The organism is Paenibacillus thalictri, assembly GCF_004307995.1.
Taxonomy (GTDB): Bacteria; Bacillota; Bacilli; order Paenibacillales; family NBRC-103111; genus Paenibacillus_AF; species Paenibacillus_AF thalictri.
Window position 1 is genome coordinate 65,854 of the sequence record NZ_SIRE01000036.1, and the last position, 22,352, is coordinate 88,205.

The following is a 22,352-nucleotide window of genomic DNA, read 5'->3' on the forward strand; positions in this document are numbered from 1 at the left end:
CTCCTTGATCGGCCTGCTCCAAAGGCTGCTTGCGCAAGCGCAAGTTATTGTTCCAATCCGCCACGAGTGTCCCCTTCTTTCGTAAGTCGTATTTGAATGGCCCGCGCATGGGCTTCCAGCCCTTCGTGCTGCGCCAGCGTTACGATGCTGCGGCCGTTTTTCATCAGCGCTTCCTTGCTGTAAGAAATGACGCTCGATTTCTTGATAAAATCGTCCACGTTCAGCGGCGACGAGAAACGCGCCGTGCCGTTGGTCGGCAGCACGTGGTTGGGTCCGGCGAAGTAATCGCCGACCGGCTCCGAGCTGTACGGGCCAAGGAAAATGGCCCCGGCGTTTTCGATTTTGCCGAGCCAGCCGAACGGCTCCGCGACCATCAGCTCCAGGTGCTCCGGCGCCAGCCGGTTGATCACCTGGACGCCTTCGTCCAAGTCGGCGACCGTCAGGATCGCGCCGTAATCGCGAATCGAAGCGGCGGCAATCGCCCGCTTCGGCAGCGTCTCGAGCTGGCGCGCGACTTCCTCGCGCACCCGCTCGGCCAGCTGCGGCGACGGCGTCACGAGGATCGCCGACGCCATCTCATCGTGCTCGGCCTGCGACAGCAGATCCGCCGCCACATAGGCGGCATCTGCGGTATCGTCCGCGAGCACGGCGATTTCGCTCGGGCCGGCGATGCTGTCGATATCGACGGCGCCGAACACGTACCGCTTGGCCAAGGCAACGTAAATGTTGCCCGGGCCGACGATTTTGTCCACGGCGCGGATCGCCGCCGTGCCGTAAGCGAGCGCGGCGACCGCCTGCGCGCCGCCGACGCGGTAAATGTCGCGTACGCCGGCTTCGGCGGCCGCGACGAGGATGTGCGGGTCGATGCCTTCCGACCCGGCCGTTGCCGGCGGCGTGACCATCACGATCTCAGGCACGCCCGCCACCTGCGCCGGAATCGCGTTCATCAGCACCGATGACGGATAAGCGGCTTTGCCGCCCGGCACGTACAAGCCGACGCGGCGCAGCGGCCGAATCACTTGGCCGGTGATCGTGCCGTCCGGCTGCAGATCCATCCACGACTGCCGCTTCTGCTTCTCGTGGAACGCGCGGATATTCGCCGCCGCTTCACGCAGCGCGGCGATAAACTCGGCGTCCACCCTGCCGTACGCGGCCTGAATCTCTTCATCGCTGACGCGCAGCTCGCCCAACTCTACGCCGTCGAACTGCTTCGACAGGCGGCGCAAAGCTTCGTCGCCGTCCTGGCGCACCTCGGCGATGATGCGGTTCACCGTTTCGTTTTGCTCCGGAGTGCCGTATTCCATCTCCCGATATAGCGAAAATTCGTTTGCCGGCATCACTCTCATCGCTTAACGCCCCCTTCTGTGGGAATGACCCGCTGCAGGATATCGCACAGCTCCTGGATGCGCGCGTTTTTCAAACGGTAGCTCACCCGGTTGGCCACCAGACGGCTTGTAATGTCGAATATTTTCTCGAACTCGGCGAGGCCGTTTTCCTTAATTGTCGTGCCCGTTTCCACCATATCGACAATCCGGTCGGCGAGGCCGATCAGCGGCGCCAGCTCAATGGAACCGTTCAGCTTGATGATTTCCACCTGCTGCCCTCTTTCGCGGAAATATTGCGACGCCACGTTCGGGTACTTGGAAGCGACCCGCGGGTTCAGCACCGGCTGCCAGTCCGGCAATCCGATGACCGACATGCGGCAGCGCGCAATGCCGAGGTCCAGCAGCTCGTAAACGTTGCGGTTTTCTTCCATCAGCACGTCTTTGCCGACAATGCCGATATCCGCCACGCCGTATTCGACGTAAGTCGGCACATCGACCGGTTTGGCCATAATAAATTCCATCTTCAGCTCCGGCACCGGAACAATCAACTTGCGGGAATCGTCAAAGTCCTCCGTTACGACAAGCCCCGCTTCGTGAAACAATTTCAGCGCCTGTTTATAAATGCGGCCTTTTGGCATCGCCACTCTTAATATATCCTGCATGCTATAGCACCCTCTTTCACAAAAACTCGATCACTTGACGGTACAGTTTGCCTTGCACACGGTAAGCACCGCTTGCAAGCTCCTCGACGCTCCAGCTTTCCGAATCCCTGACCAGCCGTGTTTCCACCGGCTGCCCGCCGCTTGCGCGCATATCCATGGCGCTGCGCAGCGCATGAGTCCGATTCACTGCGGTATATGCGATCAGCGTGCATTGCGGCAGCGCCGCCGGCCCTTTGCTTACGACTTCCATGATCCGGTTTGTTTTGAGTGCAAAACCGGTCGCCGGAGCAGGACGTCCAAACTGTCCGAGCAGATTGTCGTAACGTCCCCCGCTGCATACCGGAAAGCCGAGATCGGCCGCATAACCTTCAAACGTCATGCCCGTATAATAGGAAAAATCGCCGATCATCGTCAGATCGATGCTCACATGTTCGCTCACGCCGTAGGCTTCCAGCACGCTCCACACCTGACACAAATGTTCGATCGCCTCTTGAGCGACAGGATCGGCCGTCAGCTGCTGCGCTTGCCTGCAGATCTCTTCTCCACCGCGCAAACGAAGCAGACCTTCCAGCTCCGCCTGCGCTTCAGAGCCGAGATTGAGCGATTTCAGCTTATCGCGGTATCCTACATAGTCTTTGTTCAGCAAACATTCCTTCAGCTCCGTCTGCGCTTCTTCCCGGCCTTTCAATCTTTCGCTGAGCAGCCCGTTCAGAAAGCCGACGTGGCCTAAAGCGATCTTGAACGTATGTACGCCCGCCGCCTGCAAACAAGCCACCGCCAGCGCAATCACTTCGGCATCCGCTTCCGAAGACGCGTCGCCGACAAGCTCCATCCCCGTCTGGAAAAACTCCGCATCTCTGCCGGCTTCGGCTTCTATCGCCCGAAATACGTTCGAATGGTACGAAAGCCGGAGCGGCAGCGGTTCGTCCTTCAGCAGCGACGAGACAACGCGGGCGATCGGCGCGGTGATGTCGGATCTTAACACAAGCGTCGTACCGTTGCGGTCGAGCAGCTTGAACAATCGCCGGTCCTCCGTGGAGCTGGCCATCCCCACCGTATCGTAATATTCGAGTGTCGGCGTTATAATTTGCGAATAACCCCAACGCTCCATGCAATCCAGCACTTCGTATTCAATATGGCGAAGTTTGGAAACCGCCTCAGGCATATAATCTTTGACGCCGGCGGGTTTTTCAAACACTTTTGGCTTCGACACAACCTCACCCCAAATAATTGATTTATTTTCCACATTAGGCCGTTTCTTATCCGCATCTTGCAGAAAGAATCGGCGAAACGTATTCTTATCGTATAAACACTTAAATTTAAACCCCAAAACGCTTTAGTGAGTTAATGTGCTACCTTGCTAACAAAATAAAGAATATTGATAGTTTATCACGGAACGACACCACCGTCAATGCGCAGAAAACGGGTGTTTCTCTGTTGAAAACGGGGGATGCCACCGTCCATTCGCAACTGCGATCAGGAAGGCTTTGTCCTATTGCCAAAGCCAAAAAAATAAAAGGCCAGGGGTTTACACACTCCCCTAACCTTCCTATACCCGCTCATCAGACGCATTGGACACGCATACAGCTTTTCCTCCTAGGGCACTGCTGTGCGTGCAAGATCACCGTCATACCTTTTCCCCTGTCCTTGTATCTTCGCGAATCACCCGCATCGGGTTCCCCGCGACAAAGCTGTAAGCAGCGACGTCCTTATGAACAACCGAGCCGGCACCAATTACCGCGTGATCGCCAATGGTCACCCCCGGCAGTACGGTCGTATTTGCGCCGATCATGACGTTCGAGCCGATCCGCACCTCGCCGATCCGGTATTCCTTAATTAAATATTCATGAGTCAATAGGGTCGTGTTATACCCGATAATCGAATTTCCCCCGACCGTGATCTTCTCCGGAAAAAACACATCCACCATTACCATCAACGCAAATGCCGTCTGGTCCCCGACTTTCATGCCGAGCAGATGGCGGTAAATCCACCGTTTGAGCGGCAGATACGGCGTATACCGGCTGATTTGGATGCATATGAAATTTTTTACCGCCTTCCAAGGACTAACCGTATTGTACATTTGCCACAAGGAATTCGGTCCTTCCACTGGAAACCGGTCCGTTCTCCGCACGCAGGCATCCCCTTCTTAAGCCTGTTGTAGGCCAGCTATCGAAAGCAGCTCTCTGATGTCCTGGATGATGTAATCAGGCTTAAACGATTTCAAATACTCCGTGCCTTTCAGCGACCATGCCACTCCTACCGAGGTGACTCCGGCATTCTGAGCCGCGTTAATGTCGTAATGACTGTCGCCGACCATCATGGCGGAATCCACACTGCCGCCGAGAGCTTTTAACGCAGCGCGAATGCCTTCCGGATCGGGCTTAGGGCGCTGCACGTCCTCTACGGTCACAATCACGTTGAAGTACGGCGCCAAGCCGGTCAGCTTCAGCCCCATTTCGGTTGTTCTGCGCACCTTGCTGGTCACGACGCCCAGCTTTAAACCCGCTGCGTGCAGCTGAGCAACCGTTTCCCGCACATGCGGAAATTCCTTCACCAGCTCATCATGCTTTCCGATGTTAAAAGCCCGGTATTTGTCGACCAGATCGTCCACCTGCTCGCGTCCGCTGAAAAATTTCATCTGGTCGATTAAGGAACGGCCCATATTCGGGATGATATGCTCCCTGGTGACCGGCTCGCTGGTTATTCCGTCAAATGTATGCAAGAACGATTGAATAATCAGCTCGTTCGTATCGACAATCGTTCCGTCCAAATCAAAAAGTACCGTTTGAATCATGTCGTGCTCCTTTGTCTTGATGTAATTAACCTTCCACCGGCCTGCGGTCTTCCTTCGGACCGCCTTCGTCCGTTTCCGGTTCCCCTGCTGCGTTATGGCTGTGATCGGACGAAGCTTCCGCTCCGGCTGCAGCTGCCTGCCGCAAACTGACGATCGGATCGGAATACCTCGTTTCCGCGTATCCTTTTTTCCGCCGCCATACGATATAAGCGATCGCCGCAATCACGATCAGCACGGCCAGCAGCTGAGATATCCTCACATTGCCATAACTCATGTCGCCCGCTTCGAACAATACCGTCATCGGCGACCAAAGTCCGTTCATAAGCGATACCAGCCAGTCCGGGGCGGTGAACGCCAAGGAGTCGGTGCGAAGTCCTTCGACATAGAAGCGGCCGATCGAATACCAGATGAAATAACCGAAGAACAACTCGCCTGCCCGCAAAAATGATTGACGCCGCAGCACGAACAGCAGCAACAGGCCGACGATATTCCATAGCGACTCATATAAAAACGTCGGATGATAATAAACGCCCTCAATATTCATCTGATCCACGATAAAGTTCGGAAGATGCAGCGTGTTGCGCAGGAACGCTTCGGAAACCGGTCCGCCGTGCGCTTCCTGATTCATGTAGTTGCCCCAACGGCCGATAGCTTGTCCGACGATAAGTCCCGGGGCGCAAATATCGGCAATTCGCCAGAAGGCATACCCTTTGCGGCGGGTATAGATGACCGCAGCGATGATTGCCCCGATGAGCGCTCCGTAAATCGCAATACCGCCATGCCATACCTTGAAGATCTCCGACAGATTGTCCTTGTAATCGTCCCACTTGAACGCAACGTAATAGATACGTGCGCCGACAATAGCCGAAGGAACGCCTATTAACGTCAAATCCATAAAGAAGTCGGAGGGAATCTTGAACCTTTTGCCCTCCTGTATGGCCAGCAGCAATCCCACCAATGCCGCCGTGCCCAAAATAATCCCATACCAATGAACCTTCAGCGGTCCTAGCGCAAACGCGATCGGGTCAACAGCGTAATACAAGACGTCACCTCCTAAGGGCTTTCCGAAGGAAAGCCTGCATCGTAAGCATTTGCTAAGAGTTTGCGGAGCAAACTCGCTTCGTAAGATTTACTCCATATCGTCCATATCTTCGGACAACGATTCCGTCAGCTTGTTCGTAAACTGCAGAGCGGCATTGTAACCCATGCGTTTGAGCCTAAAATTCATCGCGGCAACTTCGACGATAACCGCCAAATTTCGGCCCGGGCGCACAGGAATCGTCACAAGCGGGAGGTCCGTATCGATGATGCGGGTTAATTCCTCGTCCAAGCCCAAACGATCGTATTGCTTGTCCTGCTGCCAAGTTTCCAGCTTGATGACAACAGAAATCTTTTTTACATTGCGAATAGCGCCTGCGCCAAAAAGCGTCATCACGTTAATGATACCGACGCCGCGTATTTCCAGCAAATGCCGAATCAGCTCCGGCGCATTGCCGTTCAACGTATGATCGGCCGTCTGCCTGATTTCCACCGCATCGTCGGCGATAAGCCGATGGCCGCGTTTGACCAGCTCAAGCGCGGTCTCGCTTTTACCGATACCGCTGCTTCCGGTGATCAGCATACCGATACCGTAAACATCCACCAGAACGCCGTGAATTGTCGTGGACGGAGCCAGCTTGTTTTCCAAAAACCCGGTCAGTCTGCTGGCAAAAATTGTCGTCGCCACTTGACTGCGAAGCACCGGCAAATCCTTCTCTCTCGAGGCTTCAATCAATTCCTCCGGCACATCCAGCCCGCGCGTGACGCAGATGCATGGCGTTTCTTCCGGCCTGCATAAGCGCAGCATCCGTTCTTTTCGTTCCTCAGGCGATAAATTGGAGAAAAACGTCAACTCCGTCTTGCCTAGCAGTTGCACCCGTTCATGCGGATGAAACTCGAAATAACCCGCCATTTCCAAGCCGGGGCGGTATAAATCGGCGACGGTGATCGGACGCTTCAGCCCGGCTTCACCGGACACCACTTCCAGCTGAAACGCCTCCACCAGCTCCGAAACCTTCGTTTTTTTGGCCATCGTTTCCTGTCTCCTTTGTGTCCCAATATTCCCATCCTAATGGAATTTCGGCCTGAAATCAACCACAGCCCGGTTAGGCGGAACCTTCGTCCTCCGCCTCTGAACCTTCATTCGGTTCCCGCTCCGCACAATTCAAACAAATGACGCCTCCGCCCTCAGCGACAATTCCTTCCAAGAAACCGCCGCGGCAATATACTTCCGTTCCGCAGCGCCGGCACACTCCCACCAAATCTGCCACCAGTCTCACCCTGCTTTCATCGCTATTAAACAACGAACAGACCTACTATAGTAGCAATTGCAATTACAGCCAAAGCGAATACTAGCAATGCCACGCCAACTTCGCGTTTGTGGGGTTCGTCGCTGAAGGCGAAGATACCGCCGACGATCAGTCCGACAAGCGGAATGAGCAGCGTAGCGATAAATAATAACACCGTGGCGCATCCGTTGCCGGATGCACCGGAATCCTGATAATAAGCTCCCGATCGGCCCGTTCTGGCAGGCTTCAGCACCGTACTTCCACAGTACTTGCAGGTCAGAACGTCCGGTTCCAACTTTTCATCGCAATACCAGCAATTGCTTCTCGTACCCGATAGGATGCCGGTGAACCGCTTCTCCGCGTTAACCGTCCCCTCCAGCGGAGCATCCGATAACGAGGTACTGCATACTACACACAATAAAGCGTGCTCGGAATTCGATTCCCCGCAGCTTTTGCATATTTTGACAGCCATGCGATTCCTCCTCTTAAAGACGTTAAGCAGCAGAAATGTATCCGCAAAGGAGTCTCATCCGTAAATACAAGGGCATGGTATAAAATGAGATGGTCCTATTATACCATAGGTATACGCTTGAAGAACGTTGATCAACGCAGTTACAGTATGATTTCTCTTACGGGATGGAAGATGAAAACGGGGAGCTGATGCACTTGAGAGACGAGCAAGAGATGATGAAGCTGTTTGTTGATTTTGCCCGGAACGATCAACGGATCCGGTTGGCCGTCATGGAAGGGTCGCGGACAAACCGGCATATTCCGCGCGATACATTTCAAGATTACGATATCTCTTATTTTGTGACTGAGATGGATTCCTTCAAAGCAAACGATCAATGGCTTGATGTATTCGGAGACCGCATCATGATGCAGAAGCCGGAGGATATGGAGCTGTTTCCTGCCGAATTAGGCAACTGGTTTTCTTACATCATGCTTTTTGCAGATGGGAATAAACTGGATCTCACGCTGATCCCCGTCGGCGAAGCGGAAGACTATTTTGCCAAAAGCGACGGTTTAGTTGAAGTGCTGCTCGATAAGGATCGTATCGTGAGCCATGAAGTACGTGCGAGTGACCGTCAATATTGGATTCAACGGCCGACGGCAAGAGAGTTCGACGATTGCTGCAATGAGTTTTGGATGGTTTCCACCTATGTGGTAAAGGGGCTGGCTAGGAAAGAGATTTTGTTTGCTATCGACCATCTAAACGAAATAGCCCGCCCCAATCTGCTGCGCATGATGGCCTGGCGAATCGGATCGGAGCACGGGTACACCTTCAGTCTGGGCAAAAATTACAAGTTTATCGAGCGCTACCTTCCAAACGAAGATTGGGATGATCTGCTGTCCACTTATACGGAGAATAGCTATGCCAACACGTGGCGGTCATTGTTCGTTTGTTACGAGCTTTTTCGAAAATACTCCAAAGCCGTGGCTGAAAGTCTGGGGTATATATACCCGAATTACGATGAAACCATCACCAAGTACACAGAACGGATTTATGATTCTTTACCGTAGAACCTAGAACCGCACCTTATCCAACGCAAAAGGGCTGCGCCTTCAACCGGCAGCAGCCCCATTTCCGGGTCCGGCTATGCATCGATCTCGTCAATTACGGAATTTACATGCGCCTCATGACGCAACCACGCAGACATAAAATTGTTATTACAAAGCTGGACGCACCAGCAAATCTTCCAGCACTTGCTGCAATTGATCGTTATCCATCTTCGGCATCAAATAACGGTGTCCTCGCCGGGGAGAAGCTGCCCATTCATTCTCGCCGGCTTCCCCTACCGACACACAGCCTTCCTCACTTGCGGTCCAATAGGCGCCAAGTCCGCGAACGCCATACAGCACAGCGGTTAAATCCCAACTGCTGCGCCCTCCTTGTTTGCCCAAAAACAATTCATACGCCAGCCGGACCGGATGATGATCCGGGGTTTCCCGAAACAATCGGTCCCCGGTCTTGACGGCGTCCCCAATCTCAAACCCGCTGAACATGATTGGTGTGGGCCAATGCTCCACAACGAATTTGGCCGACGCCGGGTCCATTTGAAAATTCCACTCCGCACCCGACGGGAACGCCCCGCCCATAACGACGAGCTCGGACACTTTGCGCGCTACCAGTTCGGTTCCGGCCAGCGGGCTTATTTCATCAGACTCGGACTGCAAAAGCCCTCTCAGATTCGGCAGCGGTCCGATCGCCACGATCACTACACCCCCATCAAGCTCTGCGGCCAGCAATTTGCGAAGCAGAAGGGCCGCGTCATCCGGCTCGCCTCCTTTACGGTACCGGTTCGGATACGTTTCACAAATCGTACGGTTGTACTTCTCATAAGACTCGCCTTCCAGAAAACCCGGCGTTTTCAACGTGCCAATCGGGATGTCTGGCCTGCCGTAGTAACGATTGATGGTATCAATACATCCTGCTCCCCATGGGCTTGAAGTGCAATGAGTGACCCCCAATATCTCCGCTTCACCGCTATCAGCCAAAGCATGCAGCACAGCAAGCGCGGCAGCGTCGTCGCAGTCCGGACCGATGTCGGTGTCCAAAATGATTTTTACCGGTTTGCGCATCAGCATGACCCTCCGTCCGTCGGAACAATAGGGACCGGATGGCCGTGCACAAACTCCCACTTGTCGCAGCATACCTGACGGTCGTAGCCGGTTTTCCCCTGTCCCATCCGATGATAAAATAAGTACCATTCGTCTTGGTATAACGTCAGCGAAGCATGCCCGGTTCCCGATATCTCGCCAGCAGGACATATCACGATATTGGACTCCGGCGCCTCGTAAGGCCCGTAAACCGAAGAACTGACCGCATACCTGACTTGGTACCTGACGTCCCTCGTGTCGTATATGCTCCAGGTCAGCCGTATCGGCCGTCTATTTTTTGCAGGTGCGCTTCTTCATTGTACACTTCGATGTCGAACACACTTGGATCCTTGCCGGATTGCCGATACAACCGGTCGGACAAGCAGACCGGCTCCCCCTTAAACGTAACCATATCGTCGTGTAACGCAACGATCCAGCATTTCCCTTGCCCCCACATCAAATGCGGCTGCCCGTCGGTATCGATAAATATGTCCGGGTCGATCGTCTGGCATTGCCATTCGTTTGTGGAAATAAGCGGCCTGCCGAGCACATCCACGAAAGGACCGGTAGGAGAGTCGGATCGGGCAACACCGATTTGCTGTTCCGCGCAAAAATACATGTAATAGGAGCCCCGAAACTTGGTAACCGACGGCGCCCACGCTTTGCTTTTGGCCCATGAGACTGTATCTAGATCCAACGCCACAGCCGGCTCCGACCACGATACCAAATCGGTGGAATGGAACACATGGAACTTACCGTACATCCAGCCGTCGCTGTCTTTGGTCGGATACAAGTAATAATCGCTGCCATCCCGGAATATGTAAGGATCGGCCCACGTACCGGGTAACACCGGATTGCCGCTCCGGTTGTTCATGATCAATACCTCCTCACCCTTTCATCGCCCCGTCGACCAAACCTTTCAATGATATGCTTCTGCATGCCCATAAGGTGTAAGGAATTGAGAGTAGCGATGACCGAGGAATTCGTGCCCATGAGGACAAGAGAGCGCTTTATTTCTTCGAGATTAAAATTGAAATCAGCAAAATATTGGCTGCCAAATAAGAAAGCAGCATCGTCCGGACGATCGACCGCTTGAACAATGTCAAGCTTAACGCTCTGGAAACGTGGATCATAGAGGATGTGGAACCTTTTATCAGCATAAATATCGCTTTTACTCAGATGCTAAAAAAAGCCAACCGACAGAGCGGTTGGCTTTTTAAGTCTGACTAGAAATTACGAAAGAAAGATGGATTGTGTTGTTGTTTTATCGAAGAAATGAACTTTGTTCATATCGATGGCAAGTTTCACGTTAGTGCCTTCTTTGAAGCCGGCGCGACCGTCAACACGAGCTACACAGCTTTGATTGCCAAGACCGTTAATGTACAGGTACATTTCATGACCCAAGTTTTCAGCAACTTCGATGTGCGCATTAACGATCGAGTTCGGAGAAGCTTCGATCACGATAGCTTCTTCGTGGAAGTCTTCCGGACGAACGCCGAACACCACTTCTTTGCCTACATAACCTTTTTCGCGCAAAACTTTTGCTTTGCCTTCCGGTACTTCCAGGTTGCAGCCTTGTGCTTTAAAGCGCAGGCTTCCACCTTCTTCAGCAAAAGTGCCGCTGATCATGTTCATGGAAGGAGATCCGATAAAACCTGCAACAAAGATATTTACAGGGAAGTTGTAAATTTCTTCAGGAGTTGCCGCTTGTTGAATGATGCCCTTGTCCATAACGACAATACGGTCACCCATCGTCATCGCTTCTGTTTGGTCATGCGTTACGTAGATAACGGTTGTTTCCAAACGTTTGTGCAGCTTGCTGATCTCAGCACGCATCTGTACGCGCAATTTAGCATCCAAGTTGGAGAGTGGTTCGTCCATCAAGAACACTTGCGGTTCACGAACGATCGCGCGGCCCAAAGCGACACGCTGACGTTGACCACCGGAAAGAGCCTTTGGTTTACGATCAAGCAAATGCTCGATATCGAGGATTTTCGCAGCTTCGCGAACGCGAGCGTCGATGTCGGCTTTTTTGAATTTACGCAGTTTCAAACCGAAAGCCATGTTTTGGTACACGTTCATATGCGGATACAAAGCGTAAGACTGGAACACCATCGCGATATCGCGGTCTTTAGGAGCAACGTCATTGACGAGACGGTCGCCAATGTACAATTCGCCCTCGGAGATTTCTTCCAAACCGGCGATCATACGCAAAGTCGTTGATTTACCGCAGCCGGATGCGCCGACCAAAACGAGAAACTCTTTATCTTTAATGTCAAGATGGAAGTCTTTAACCGTTGCTTCCTCGTTACCCGGATATTTCTTAACAACATGGTTTAAACGTACGCCAGCCATGGATTAATTCCCCCTACGATTTAGTATCGTTCTCATATATACATCTTACCTTGCCTGCCCATTTATGACTATGCACAATCTTCACAAAAAAATTACTTTCTTTTCGTTACTTTGTACAATAATAAGGCAATCTTCACAAGCACCGCATCGTTGAACGTCCTCACGTCAAGGCCGGTTTCCTGCTTAAACTTGTCCAGCCGGTACAGCAGCGTATTGCGGTGAATGTACAGCCGCTTTGCCGTTTCGCTGACATTGCAGTCGAGACTGAAGAACTGTTCCAGCGTCGTCAGCGTCTCCGTGTCCATCACAATATCAATCCGTTTCAGCACCCGCTCCAAAAAATCCGTCTTGTATTCCTCGGGAATATGGTGAACCAGCTTCTCCAAATGAAGCATCCAAGGCAGATGCACATGTTCGCTCATATGGAACGTCCTGCCAAGCACCAGCGCCTCCCGCATCTCCAGCACCGTGGTATACAACGATTTGGCCGGCGTCATCGGATAATGCAAGGCAACCTGGCAATCGCCGAGCCATTCTGTTCCCAGCATCTCGCTTAAACCAAGTCCGATTGCCGCCAATCCGTCTTCGACGCTTTCTTCTTCATCGCTATCCCGCTCGTCGCCGGTGCCTGCCAGCAATTTTTCCGAGCCCAGAATAAGCCACTCCTTCTCCATCAAAGGAATCAGGATGATCTCCGCCTCAAAGAAAGATTCGAGCAGCTTCTTCAGCTCCTGATAGGTCCCCTTCTTGGCCGCGGGGTAACCGCCGTACAGCAGGATCGGAATTTTGGTGGAATATAAGGAAAATTGTGAAACCAGGGATTCCGGCATCTCTACGTTCACCGTCACGCCGGATTCCAGCTGTCCCTTTAGCCAGTCCCGCAGAAGTCCCGCCTTACGCTCCTCTTCGTTCAAATAGACGGGGAGCGTCTTTTTATCCGGATCCCGCTTTGCTTCAATCATCAGCTCAACCAATTGCCGCTCTACCGGGGATACAGCCCCCGCGGCCGTCGAAAGCAAGAAGGCTTGACCGCCTTCCTTATATAAAAAGAAATGAACCGATTCACCGGAACGGACACTTTTGCCTGATGAACCGTTCGTTTTGTCTTCAGCTTCCATGCTGCGCCAATCTTCCCATGGGCGGGTTTCCAGCAGGACATTAGTTTGCAATATATGAGTTAGCTGCTCTTTTAATTGTTCCCATTCCATGACTTAAAAACTCCGCTCCCCGTCAAATAATGGTTTTACACTTATCATAGCAGAAAATAAAAACCCTTGCCCGCTTAAATGCTTCAGGCAAGGGTTCCGCTGTCTGCTAGTTAAGGATGTGGCGCGCCGTCACGTAGTGGTCCTTCCACCAATCGGAGTTGATGCTGCTGTATTTGACCCCGCCCTCTCCGTAAGTATGAATCATCATGCCGTTGCCGACGTACATGCCGACATGGCCGATTTTGCCTTTCGAATCCTTGGTCGTGAAGAATACCAGATCTCCCGTTTCCAGATTGCTTTTGCTCACATATTTACCTTCCAGCGCTTGATCGCGGGATACGCGCGGCAGTGTAATACCGTTCTGCGCGAAGATGGTTTTCATGAAAGATGAGCAATCGAAGGTTTTCGTTTGGCCGTATTTGGCACCGAAATCGTAAGGGGTGCCTAAGTATTTTCTAGCGTCGAGGACGAGTTTGACTCGTTTTTGATCCATGGCGGAGAGTACGCGGCGAGCGCCTTTGAAGTCATTTTTAAAACTGGAAGTAAGGGTTTGGGTAATAACTTCGTCATCGCTTTTGGAGGCGAGAATGATTTTATTGTCTCCGATATAAATGCCTGCGGTATTCAGCTTCGAACCGCTGCCGAAGAAAAGCACATCGCCTTCTTTTACATCGTTCAGACTCTTAATCAACGGTTTGTTCATGGCGAATTGTGCGTCTAAGCTGCTCGGCAAGCTATAGTTGGTCATTTTATATACGTAGGAGATAAGTCCCGATGCATCAAAACCTTTTGAGGGTGTGGCGGAACCGCTGTTGTAATCTTTGCCGACCATTTCTTTGGCGATGGACACAGCGTCCATATCGTCGGTGGCGGCAAACGCCGGAACGGCGAATACTCCCGTCAGCATTAAGGACATGGCGGTCGTAACTCCGGCGGTGCGAAGCAAATTGCTTTTCTTCATGAAACAATTCCTCCAAGTAAAGTAGATTTCCCCATGTTTGGGTAATGCTCTTGCTGTAGCATCAGATTACCATGGAAAGTATAGCATTATCATTACGCAAATATTTCATATTCATATATATAACTGGTATGTAAGTCAATATATATCGCAATCTTGCTGATTTCTTTCTAGTCTCTGGAATAATATTGGATAATTTCATGGGAAAAGGAAAAAAATACTGCTGCAAATGTCTGTGCATTTTCTTCGTCCGGAAGGGAGGACGCGCTATTTTTTCGTTACTTTATGGAAAAACCGCCATTTCTTTAACATTTCCTGCGGATCGTTCGCCGGATATTTTGACGTATCCATCGGGTCCTCGCCCGGACCGCGAATTGTGTATAACGGAGGCGTTGGCACATCCGATCGCCTCGTTGCCTTTATCGGAATTGGCGAAAAGTCGCCGGGATGCGGTGATTCTCATCAGCGATATCAGCCGGTTATGCCCGAGCTATTTATTTTTGCCCGCGCTGATCGATCAATTAAATGCTGGCGGTATTGACGACAGCCGGATTCGCATTGTGGTCGCTTTAGGTCTGCATCGCAAGCAAACCGAAGAGGAGCTTCGACAGTTAACAGGCGAGACGGTGTACAAGAGGGTACGCGTGGTTAATCATTCCGCACTTTCCGAGGATTGCATCCCGGTCGGAACGACTTCACAAGGAACCCCGGTTGAAATTAACCGGACCGTTGCGGGCGCCGATCTGCTCATCGCTACCGGCAACGTGGAACCTCATGCGCTGGCGGGCCTTTCGGGCGGCGTGAAAGCTTTAATGCCCGGCACAGCATCACACCGCTCCATTGAATGCAATCACGCCTTGTCTTTGACTTACAAGACAGTGCCCGGGCAAACCGCTAACCCGATTCACCGGGATATGGAAGAAGCTCAGCAGTTTGTGCCGATTCACTTTCTGTTTAACGTGGTTGTCGATCATGAACGCCGGATCTTGGCTGCAGCCTGCGGGCAACCGGCCGCCGCCCACCGCGTTTTATCCGAGCTGGCCGGCAAGGCGTTCATCTCCACTGCGGCTAAAAAATACGATATCACCATCGTATCGGCCGGCGGTTATCCGAAGGATACACAGCTGTATCAAGCGCTGAAGGCGTTGAAAAATGCGGCGGCGGTCACAAAACCCGGCGGAGAAATTGTGCTCGCGGCGGAATGCGGGGAGATGCTTGGCAACGGGATTTTTCAATATTGGGTCGACACTATGCCCAATCGGGCCTATATGGTCGCCCGTCTGCAAAAGCAATTTGTTGTTGGCGCCCATAAGATATTGCACATCGACGAGGTGCTCCGGCAGCACAAGGTTCATCTGTACAGCAGCATGGGGGAAGCAGCCGTTCGATTGCTCGGTTTTGAACCGGTTGCAGAGCTGCAAGCGGCGTATGACCGGCTGACTGCCGACCGCTCCAAATCGATTGCGCTGATGCCCTACGGCTCGCTAACTTTTACGCAAGGCTGATACGGGCGCAACAAAACAATATAGAGAAAGCGGTGAGTACCGTGTGGAATGCGTGGTCATTGGATCGCGTCATCTTTTTATTTGTCGGGTTAGCCTTTCTGGTTATCGGGGTTCAGGTTACCATCTCTCATTATCGTCAAAATTTTCATCATAAGGCGATGTGGGGGCCTGTGCTTTCCGCCCCATTCTTATGTGCGGTCAGTGTGTGGCTCGCTTTTTATCCGGCTTCGTGGCTGCTCATCACCTTTATGGTACTGATGTATGTCGCCGTGCTGGAAGGGTTTGTCGGATTCTATTATCACTTTCACGGCGTCGGGCTTCGGGTTGGCGGATACACATCCCGCAATTTCTTGGTCGGGCCGCCGGTGGTGCTGCCGCTGTTGTATACAGCAATGGGCGTACTAGGACTGCTTGCTTATTACTGGAGGTGAACCAAGTGAGTTCAAACAACAATCCTACCGCCATAAGTCCCTCCGGCTTATCGACCATCACCCGTTATCCTGCTTACGACGTGATGATGCATGCCGAGCATTGGGACGAGCACACCCGGCAGGTGGTAACGGCCCGGTTGTACCGGGACAACCCGTATCGTTACTTGACGACCTTGGAAGCGGAGTCGCTGCGTTCCTGGTGCTCCTTGCTGCTGGACGACGAGCGGGCGGAAATTATTCAGTTTGTGCTCGGACATATCGATAAAACTTTATCGGACGGCCGGGGCGAGGGACAACGCGGCACAGGCGTGCCTCCGGCCGGCAAGTTGATCCGCGACGGACTGAAGGCGGTGGATGCAACCTGCCAGTCGCTGCATACCAAAAGGTTCTTCGAGCTCGATGCGGAAATGCAAAAAACGCTGATGACCGATATAAGCGGCGATCAAGCCGAACCCGCATCGATCTGGTCGGCGATTCCGCAGAAGGATCTTTTCAAAAAACTGCTCCAGTTGTCGGTGGAGGCGTATTATTCCCATCCGACCATATGGTCGGAAATCGGATATGCCGGGCCGGCGTATCCGCGCGGCTACATCACCGCAAATCCCGGCCAAAGAGATGCTTGGGAGGCGAAACTCGGCGATGAAACGTAGATTCGAACACGAGGAAGTGGATGCGGTCATCGTTGGTGCCGGAGCTGCGGGAGGTGTACTCGCCAAGGAACTGAGCGAGGCGGGGATGCGTGTCGTTGTGCTGGATGCAGGGCCGATGTGGGATCCGCAAAATGATTTTGCCAGTGACGAGCTGTCGACCCAGCATCTGGGCTGGAAGGACACCCGCATTGTAGACGGCACCGATCCGCTGACGATGGGCCATAATAACTCGGGACGTGGCATTGGGGGTGGGACAACGCATTTTACCGGCGTCTTTCTGCGGTTTCACGATGCCGATTTTCAGGCCCGCAGCTTGGACGGCGTAGCCGAAGACTGGCCGATCGGTTACGACGATCTGGCTCCTTATTACGATAAAATCGAAAAAGAAATCGCCGTATCCGGGCCCAAGCATTTTCCCTGGGGCAACTTCCATGGACCCTATCCTTATCCCGAGCGAGATCCGCTCAGCCCCAACGCTTACTTCTTCATGAAGGGCTGCGAAACGCTGGGCATCCGTCATTCTGTTACGCCGCTGGCCATCTTGTCCGCACCGTTCGAGGACAGGCCCCCTTGCATCAACCGCGGCTTCTGCAACCAGGGATGTATGCCTAACGCCAAGTTCAGCACGCTGATTGTGCATATTCCCAAAGCGATCCAAGCGGGCGCGGAGGTGCTGCCTAACTGCATGGTGACACAGGTCACGCTGGGTAAAGACGGACGGGCGGACGGGGTTATTTTTGTCCATGAAGGGCAGGAACATGTTCAGAAAGCGCGTATCGTCATCCTCTCAGCCTTTGTTGTGGAAACGCCGCGTTTGCTGATGAATTCGGCGACACCGCAGCACCCGGAAGGTCTCGCCAACAGCAGCGGCTGGGTGGGGCGGGCGTTTATGACGCACAGCAGCAACGATGTGTATGCGAAGTTCGCGGAGGAAGTGCGCTTGTACAAAGGAACGCCGGTACTCGCTTCGACACAGGACTTTTATGAAACGATGCCGGATGCCAATTTTGTGAGAGGGTATACGCTCCATGCGCATGGCGCCAGACCCGTCAGCTTTGCCCACGGCATTTCAAATTCTCAAGCAGGCTTGCTCTGGGGCCAAGGGCTCCGCAAAAAAGCGATAAACTACAATTTCTACGCACGCGCAACGATGGTCGGCGAAGTGCTCCCGAATCCGGATAACCGGATCTCACTCGCTGACGAAAAGGATGAATACGGCTTGCCGCGGGCCAAGGTCACCTTCAGCTACGGCGATAATGACAGGCGGCTGATCGATCACGCCGTAGGCAAGATGAGCGAGATTCTCCAGGCTGCAGGCGGTCAGGTGGAATTCGTTATAGCCGATACGGCCCATCTAATGGGCGGATGCCGGATGGGCGACGACCCGCAGCAGTCCGTAGTCAATTCCTTCGGACAAACCCATGATATCCCCAATCTTTTTATTTGCGATGCCAGCGTTTTTGTCACATCCGGAGCCGGCAACCCGACCAATACGGTTATGGCGCTTGCCGCCCGCACGGCGGATTATATTCTGGAGCAAAGCGGCCAATTGACGTTGTAAATGAAAACGGCAGTGTGCGATCCCTTTATTTTGCCGGTCAAGGGTAGTATGATACAAGCATAAGCTGCAGTTTGGGGAGATGAGTCAGTCATGGCCATTGTAGAAGTAACGGTCATTCCGATCGGAACGGGGACCACCAGTGTAAGCGACTATGTAGCGGGCATCCACAGGGCGCTGGAACAAGAAGAAGCCGAAGGGCGGGTACGCTTTCAGATGACGTCAATGAGCACCATCATTGAAGGTGAACTCGATGATCTGCTGCGGGTTGTCCGCCGCATTCACGAAGTTCCGTTCGAGCAAGGTGCCGGTCGGGTCTCCACCTCGATCAAAATCGACGACCGCCGCGACAAAGCCGGGAGTATGGAGCAAAAAATGCAATCCGTTGCCGCAAAGCTGAAATAGCTGCGCTTGACCTCGACATAGAAAAAGGTATATGCCACGAATATTTCGGCATATACCTTTTCTTTATTTGCAGGGAGAAACTTATGAAATGGCGATTTCGAACACTTGATCGGATTCCGTTCCAGCGGCTACGGATGGCTCTACGCGATGGAAGCTTCCGTATTGCCCCAATACACGCTCTGCACCTGACTGCAAAGCTTCATCCGGCAGCTTGCATTCTAGGCGCAAGACGCCGTCGTCGATCACAACATCGCTCCAGCTGGGCAAACATACGACGGAAGCACACTGTACATAGGTCCACTGATTTTGACGAACGATGGATTGAATATGATTGTGTCCGTTAAACCAGAAACAAGTTCCGCTTGCTTCGCTCATCGCTTCCACCAGCTGCTCCGGCTGCTCCACACGCAGCAGTTCTTTATCGGATAAAGCGGTAGTATGAGGGAGGGGATGATGGGCAAATACTAGAACCGGTTTTCCTTGTGCCGCCCCGAGACGTTTCTTCAGCCACGCTATCCTTGTAGGATCGAAGCGTCCGCCCCAATCCAGAGGTTTCATCTCCTGCGATGTGTTCGCAAACAGCAAAAGCGCCTGCTCCGTTTCGATGGAACCAAAGCCTTGTTCGATCTGTGGCGTCTTGGCCCACTGCTCTGTTTGCTGGACCGATCCGGATAAAAGGTCATGGTTTCCAGGCACATGCCGGAACAAGTCGCGTTTGCCCAATGAATCGATGATGGCAAATACGCCGCGGTATTCCTCTTCCTTGCCGTCTTGGGTCAAGTCCCCCAATGAGACATACAGGTCGGCTTCAGGACCCTCATGGAAATAACGCTCCAAATACTGCTTGAAAAAGGGATCCGCCCCTCCGTTTTCACCGCGCAGCGTGAAATGAAAATCGCTCATGATCCGTATTCGCATAAGTTTTCCTCCCTAGAGCAGCAGTATGCGTTGTGGCCGCCGTTTTTTGCAACAAACTGCTGATAATAGAATTTAAGTTTCCATTCTATTACAATACCAGATAATGACATGGGTAACATCTCTTTTTTCGTAATCATATAGACGCCCATAAAGCGGGCATCAACGCGACTCGCCGACTTCTCGAAATGGAGTGTACGCTGCCTTCCGGATCAAATGAAACCCCAGGGGGTTATAAGTCGGCTAATCTCACTTCTGCCCTTTTTTGGAAAGCAAGCGTAGCCGCATTGGCAATTTGCTGTGCTGCTTTACCATCCTCCACCGTAACAGAAGGCTTCTCGCCGCGCAGACAGCACTCAATAAAATGAACCATTTCCAGCTGATAAGCATCCTTAAACCGTTCGGGAAAGGAAGGTACAATATCATGGGTGCTGCCTTTCAGCGTCAATACGCGAATATCATGGTGCTGCAGCGAGCCGATTTGAATCGTGCCTTCGGTGCCGACAACCTCTCCCCGAATATCATACCCGTATAACGCATTGCGGCTGGCTTCCACATCGCCTGCAGCTCCCGAAGCAAAACGTAAATAAGTGAGGGATTGATCGGAGTCCTGGAGCTCTCTCATGAACGGATAGACCAGCACGGAGCCATGAGCCGAGACCGCATCGACTTCCGAACCCATCAGAAAACGGGCAAGATCATAATCGTGAATAGCCATATCGATAAAAATGCCGCCACTGCCTCGAATAAATTCAGCAGGAGGAGACACAGGGTCACGCGACACCGCTTTAAAATAGATCGGTTTGCCAATATCTCCGGCAGCTATACGTTTCTTCGCCTCCGCATACGCGGGATCGAATCTGCGCATGAATCCGACCTGGCATTGGGCATTATATTGGTTCACCGCGCTAATCACTTCATCCGCTTCGGCCAATTGCAAAGTTAGCGGCTTTTCTACAAAAATCGCCTTGCCGTACTGTGCCGCTTTTTTGATGAGCGAGGCGTGCGTACCTGTGGGTGTTGCAATAACCACAGCATCTATGTTCGGATCTTCCAGAACCTCATCCGTGTTATCGGTCCATCTTGGCGCCCCCAGCTCTCTGCCGACTTTCTCGGCCCGCTGCAAATCGGCGTCTACGACGCAAACCAGTTCCGAATGTTTTACCCGGCCTGCTACATTTTCCGCATGCCAATAACCTAACCGTCCCAGACCGATTACCGCGCAACGAATATGATTTTTCATGAGTCATGCCCTCCTTTATGGTCCACACATTTGGCAGTTTCTTGTTCCTTGCAGCGCCCCGGTCTTTTCACTACATAGTCCGTAACTGGAAAAATGTTAGTCCCCCACCCTGTTCGCCCAGATCTCCATAGTGGGGTTTAATAACATTCTGGTAACGTTACCAAAAATTTTATGATATCTCTCTGCGTGTTGTCAATTTAAATTTAAGCGGTTTCATCTTATATCGAGCCATATAGAAAAGGGAAGAGTTCCATTTAAGGTGCCGGCGCTCTCCCTCTCAGTATGGTACTGCTTATGGAATTCGGAAAATAAAAAAAAGACCGTCTCCGGTCTGTGTTTTTTAAAACATGGTGAGCCATGTAGGACTCGAACCTACGACACCCTGATTAAAAGTCAGGTGCTCTACCAACTGAGCTAATGGCTCTTGCGATGATGTAATGGTGGAGGCTGATGGATTCGAACCACCGAACTCGAAGAGAGCAGATTTACAGTCTGCCGTGTTTAGCCACTTCACTAAGCCTCCATGATAACTAAAAGTGGCTCGGGACGGAATCGAACCGCCGACACGAGGATTTTCAGTCCTCTGCTCTACCGACTGAGCTACCGAGCCATATGTATAAATAAGTTCTCATCCCTTTACAAGGGAAGTTAATGGCGGAGCCGACGGGATTCGAACCCGCGGTCTCCTGCGTGACAGGCAGGCATGTTAGGCCTCTACACCACGGCTCCACACTATAACTATAAAATTGCTGGTGCCGTCGAGAGGACTTGAACCCCCAACCTACTGATTACAAGTCAGTTGCTCTACCAATTGAGCTACAACGGCATATGGTGGTGGAGGCTGACGGGATCGAACCGCCGACCCTCTGCTTGTAAGGCAGATGCTCTCCCAGCTGAGCTAAGCCTCCACATTTGGAGGACACAAATTATATTGTGCCACAATTACAAACGACGTATCAATAAGTCATTATGTAATAATTGGTAGCGGCGAAGGGAATCGAACCCCCGACCTCACGGGTATGAACCGTACGCTCTAGCCAGCTGAGCTACACCGCCATATAAAAAAGATAAAGCTACGGAGAGAGAGGGATTCGAACCCTCGCACCACTTACGCAGTCTAACCCCTTAGCAGAGGGTCCCCTTGAGCCACTTGGGTATCTCTCCAAGACAAATAAATTTGCTCCTTGAAAACTGGATGCGAATCAACTTCAAGCTTTGCTTCTTGTCCTTTGGGCCCCGAGAAAGTATTCGGAATAAGCTGCAACGCTTATCTTCACTTTCTTGGGATGTTTTGGTTAAGCCCTCGACCGATTAGTATTCGTCAGCTGCACACGTTGCCGCGCTTCCACCCCGAACCTATCTACCTCGTCGTCTACAAGGGGTCTTACTAATTGGGAAATCTCATCTTGAGGGGGGCT

General features: G+C 52.4%; 24 protein-coding genes, 8 tRNA genes and 1 rRNA gene. 6 read left to right on the forward strand and 27 right to left on the reverse strand.

The features are described from left to right. Nucleotides 1–44 precede the first annotated feature (44 nt). From hisD to EYB31_RS35300, 9 genes are all read right to left on the reverse strand, one after another. Nucleotides 45–1,346, reverse strand: a complete 1,302-nt coding sequence (hisD, locus tag EYB31_RS35265; protein ID WP_131018279.1) for a histidinol dehydrogenase — start codon at nt 1,344–1,346, stop codon at nt 45–47. Continuing rightward, nucleotides 1,343–1,987 carry an ATP phosphoribosyltransferase gene (gene hisG / locus EYB31_RS35270; RefSeq protein WP_131018280.1) on the reverse strand — a complete coding sequence of 215 codons (645 nt, stop codon included), beginning with the start codon at nt 1,985–1,987 and terminating at the stop codon, nt 1,343–1,345. The genes hisD and hisG overlap by 4 nt, the downstream gene beginning before the upstream one ends. A 16-nt stretch (nt 1,988–2,003) precedes the next feature. Then, nucleotides 2,004–3,200 carry an ATP phosphoribosyltransferase regulatory subunit gene (locus EYB31_RS35275; protein ID WP_131018281.1) on the reverse strand — a complete coding sequence of 399 codons (1,197 nt, stop codon included), beginning with the start codon at nt 3,198–3,200 and terminating at the stop codon, nt 2,004–2,006. A 414-nt stretch (nt 3,201–3,614) separates the two neighbouring features. After that, complete coding sequence (locus EYB31_RS35280) at nt 3,615–4,118, reverse strand: acyltransferase (RefSeq protein WP_131018282.1); 504 nt, start codon at nt 4,116–4,118, stop codon at nt 3,615–3,617. Between the two features lie 15 nt (nt 4,119–4,133). Next, on the reverse strand, nt 4,134–4,781 hold the full coding sequence (gene ppaX, locus EYB31_RS35285; RefSeq protein WP_131018283.1) for a pyrophosphatase PpaX: 648 nt from the start codon (nt 4,779–4,781) through the stop codon (nt 4,134–4,136). A gap of 25 nt (nt 4,782–4,806) precedes the next feature. Next, entirely contained in the window at nt 4,807–5,823 is a 1,017-nt protein-coding gene (lgt, locus tag EYB31_RS35290; protein ID WP_131018284.1) for a prolipoprotein diacylglyceryl transferase, read from the reverse strand. Between the two features lie 87 nt (nt 5,824–5,910). Then, nucleotides 5,911–6,852, reverse strand: coding sequence for an HPr(Ser) kinase/phosphatase (gene hprK, locus EYB31_RS35295; RefSeq protein ID WP_131018285.1), 942 nt, complete (start codon nt 6,850–6,852; stop codon nt 5,911–5,913). A 73-nt stretch (nt 6,853–6,925) separates the two neighbouring features. After that, nucleotides 6,926–7,090: a hypothetical protein gene (locus EYB31_RS40500; RefSeq protein WP_165452779.1), complete on the reverse strand. Its 165-nt coding sequence runs from the start codon at nt 7,088–7,090 to the stop codon at nt 6,926–6,928. Between the two features lie 25 nt (nt 7,091–7,115). After that, nucleotides 7,116–7,580: a double zinc ribbon domain-containing protein gene (locus EYB31_RS35300; protein WP_131018286.1), complete on the reverse strand. Its 465-nt coding sequence runs from the start codon at nt 7,578–7,580 to the stop codon at nt 7,116–7,118. 194 nt (nt 7,581–7,774) lie between these two features. Between EYB31_RS35300 and ant(6) the strand changes: the two genes are divergently transcribed. Beyond that, nucleotides 7,775–8,629, forward strand: coding sequence for an aminoglycoside 6-adenylyltransferase (gene ant(6) / locus EYB31_RS35305; RefSeq protein WP_131018303.1), 855 nt, complete (start codon nt 7,775–7,777; stop codon nt 8,627–8,629). A gap of 147 nt (nt 8,630–8,776) precedes the next feature. On the opposite strand, the gene EYB31_RS35310 is transcribed toward ant(6), so the two are convergent. The 7 genes from EYB31_RS35310 to EYB31_RS35335 form a co-directional block, all read right to left on the reverse strand. Further along, nucleotides 8,777–9,688, reverse strand: coding sequence for a nucleoside hydrolase (locus tag EYB31_RS35310; protein WP_165452784.1), 912 nt, complete (start codon nt 9,686–9,688; stop codon nt 8,777–8,779). Beyond that, nucleotides 9,688–9,990, reverse strand: a complete 303-nt coding sequence (locus EYB31_RS41355; RefSeq protein ID WP_131018304.1) for a family 43 glycosylhydrolase — start codon at nt 9,988–9,990, stop codon at nt 9,688–9,690. Before EYB31_RS41355 ends, EYB31_RS35310 begins: the two co-directional genes overlap by 1 nt. Beyond that, complete coding sequence (locus EYB31_RS35320) at nt 9,981–10,580, reverse strand: family 43 glycosylhydrolase (RefSeq protein ID WP_131018288.1); 600 nt, start codon at nt 10,578–10,580, stop codon at nt 9,981–9,983. The genes EYB31_RS41355 and EYB31_RS35320 overlap by 10 nt, the downstream gene beginning before the upstream one ends. Nucleotides 10,581–10,716: 136 nt before the next feature. Next, the gene (locus tag EYB31_RS41360) at nt 10,717–10,839 is read right to left on the reverse strand and encodes a hypothetical protein (protein WP_276322128.1); all 123 of its coding nucleotides are present in this window, start codon (nt 10,837–10,839) and stop codon (nt 10,717–10,719) included. A 100-nt stretch (nt 10,840–10,939) separates the two neighbouring features. Beyond that, entirely contained in the window at nt 10,940–12,061 is a 1,122-nt protein-coding gene (locus tag EYB31_RS35325) for an ABC transporter ATP-binding protein (RefSeq protein WP_131018289.1), read from the reverse strand. Nucleotides 12,062–12,153: 92 nt separating this feature from the next. Further along, nucleotides 12,154–13,269: a PucR family transcriptional regulator gene (locus EYB31_RS35330; protein WP_131018290.1), complete on the reverse strand. Its 1,116-nt coding sequence runs from the start codon at nt 13,267–13,269 to the stop codon at nt 12,154–12,156. Nucleotides 13,270–13,375: 106 nt separating this feature from the next. Beyond that, nucleotides 13,376–14,230, reverse strand: coding sequence for an NlpC/P60 family protein (locus EYB31_RS35335; protein ID WP_131018291.1), 855 nt, complete (start codon nt 14,228–14,230; stop codon nt 13,376–13,378). Between the two features lie 266 nt (nt 14,231–14,496). Here EYB31_RS35335 and EYB31_RS35340 point away from each other — a divergent pair, with 266 nt between their 5' ends. From EYB31_RS35340 to EYB31_RS35360, 5 genes are all read left to right on the forward strand, one after another. Beyond that, entirely contained in the window at nt 14,497–15,732 is a 1,236-nt protein-coding gene (locus tag EYB31_RS35340; RefSeq protein ID WP_131018305.1) for a nickel-dependent lactate racemase family protein, read from the forward strand. A 41-nt stretch (nt 15,733–15,773) separates the two neighbouring features. After that, a complete protein-coding gene (locus tag EYB31_RS35345) occupies nt 15,774–16,163 on the forward strand; it encodes a hypothetical protein (RefSeq protein ID WP_131018292.1) in 390 nt (129 codons plus the stop codon). Nucleotides 16,164–16,168: 5 nt separating this feature from the next. After that, nucleotides 16,169–16,813 (forward strand): gluconate 2-dehydrogenase subunit 3 family protein, encoded by a 645-nt coding sequence (locus tag EYB31_RS35350; protein ID WP_240763171.1) that lies wholly within the window; start codon nt 16,169–16,171, stop codon nt 16,811–16,813. After that, complete coding sequence (locus EYB31_RS35355; protein WP_131018293.1) at nt 16,803–18,374, forward strand: GMC family oxidoreductase; 1,572 nt, start codon at nt 16,803–16,805, stop codon at nt 18,372–18,374. Before EYB31_RS35350 ends, EYB31_RS35355 begins: the two co-directional genes overlap by 11 nt. A gap of 90 nt (nt 18,375–18,464) precedes the next feature. Beyond that, nucleotides 18,465–18,776 (forward strand): MTH1187 family thiamine-binding protein, encoded by a 312-nt coding sequence (locus tag EYB31_RS35360; RefSeq protein ID WP_131018294.1) that lies wholly within the window; start codon nt 18,465–18,467, stop codon nt 18,774–18,776. An 81-nt stretch (nt 18,777–18,857) separates the two neighbouring features. On the opposite strand, the gene EYB31_RS35365 is transcribed toward EYB31_RS35360, so the two are convergent. From EYB31_RS35365 to EYB31_RS35415, 11 genes are all read right to left on the reverse strand, one after another. After that, on the reverse strand, nt 18,858–19,694 hold the full coding sequence (locus EYB31_RS35365; protein WP_131018295.1) for a metallophosphoesterase family protein: 837 nt from the start codon (nt 19,692–19,694) through the stop codon (nt 18,858–18,860). 229 nt (nt 19,695–19,923) lie between these two features. Next, nucleotides 19,924–20,934, reverse strand: coding sequence for an inositol 2-dehydrogenase (gene iolG, locus EYB31_RS35370; protein WP_131018296.1), 1,011 nt, complete (start codon nt 20,932–20,934; stop codon nt 19,924–19,926). 348 nt (nt 20,935–21,282) lie between these two features. Next, a tRNA-Lys gene (locus tag EYB31_RS35375) sits at nt 21,283–21,358 on the reverse strand. A 14-nt stretch (nt 21,359–21,372) separates the two neighbouring features. After that, nucleotides 21,373–21,457: transfer RNA gene (locus EYB31_RS35380), tRNA-Tyr, on the reverse strand. Nucleotides 21,458–21,471: 14 nt separating this feature from the next. After that, nucleotides 21,472–21,544: transfer RNA gene (locus EYB31_RS35385), tRNA-Phe, on the reverse strand. 42 nt (nt 21,545–21,586) lie between these two features. After that, nucleotides 21,587–21,663 (reverse strand) — tRNA-Asp (locus tag EYB31_RS35390). A gap of 21 nt (nt 21,664–21,684) precedes the next feature. Then, nucleotides 21,685–21,760, reverse strand: a tRNA-Thr gene (locus EYB31_RS35395). 6 nt (nt 21,761–21,766) lie between these two features. Then, a tRNA-Val gene (locus tag EYB31_RS35400) sits at nt 21,767–21,842 on the reverse strand. 71 nt (nt 21,843–21,913) lie between these two features. Next, a tRNA-Met gene (locus tag EYB31_RS35405) sits at nt 21,914–21,990 on the reverse strand. A 20-nt stretch (nt 21,991–22,010) separates the two neighbouring features. Continuing rightward, a tRNA-Ser gene (locus EYB31_RS35410) sits at nt 22,011–22,098 on the reverse strand. A gap of 127 nt (nt 22,099–22,225) precedes the next feature. Beyond that, nucleotides 22,226–22,352: ribosomal RNA gene (locus EYB31_RS35415) — 23S ribosomal RNA — on the reverse strand; the annotation flags it as partial.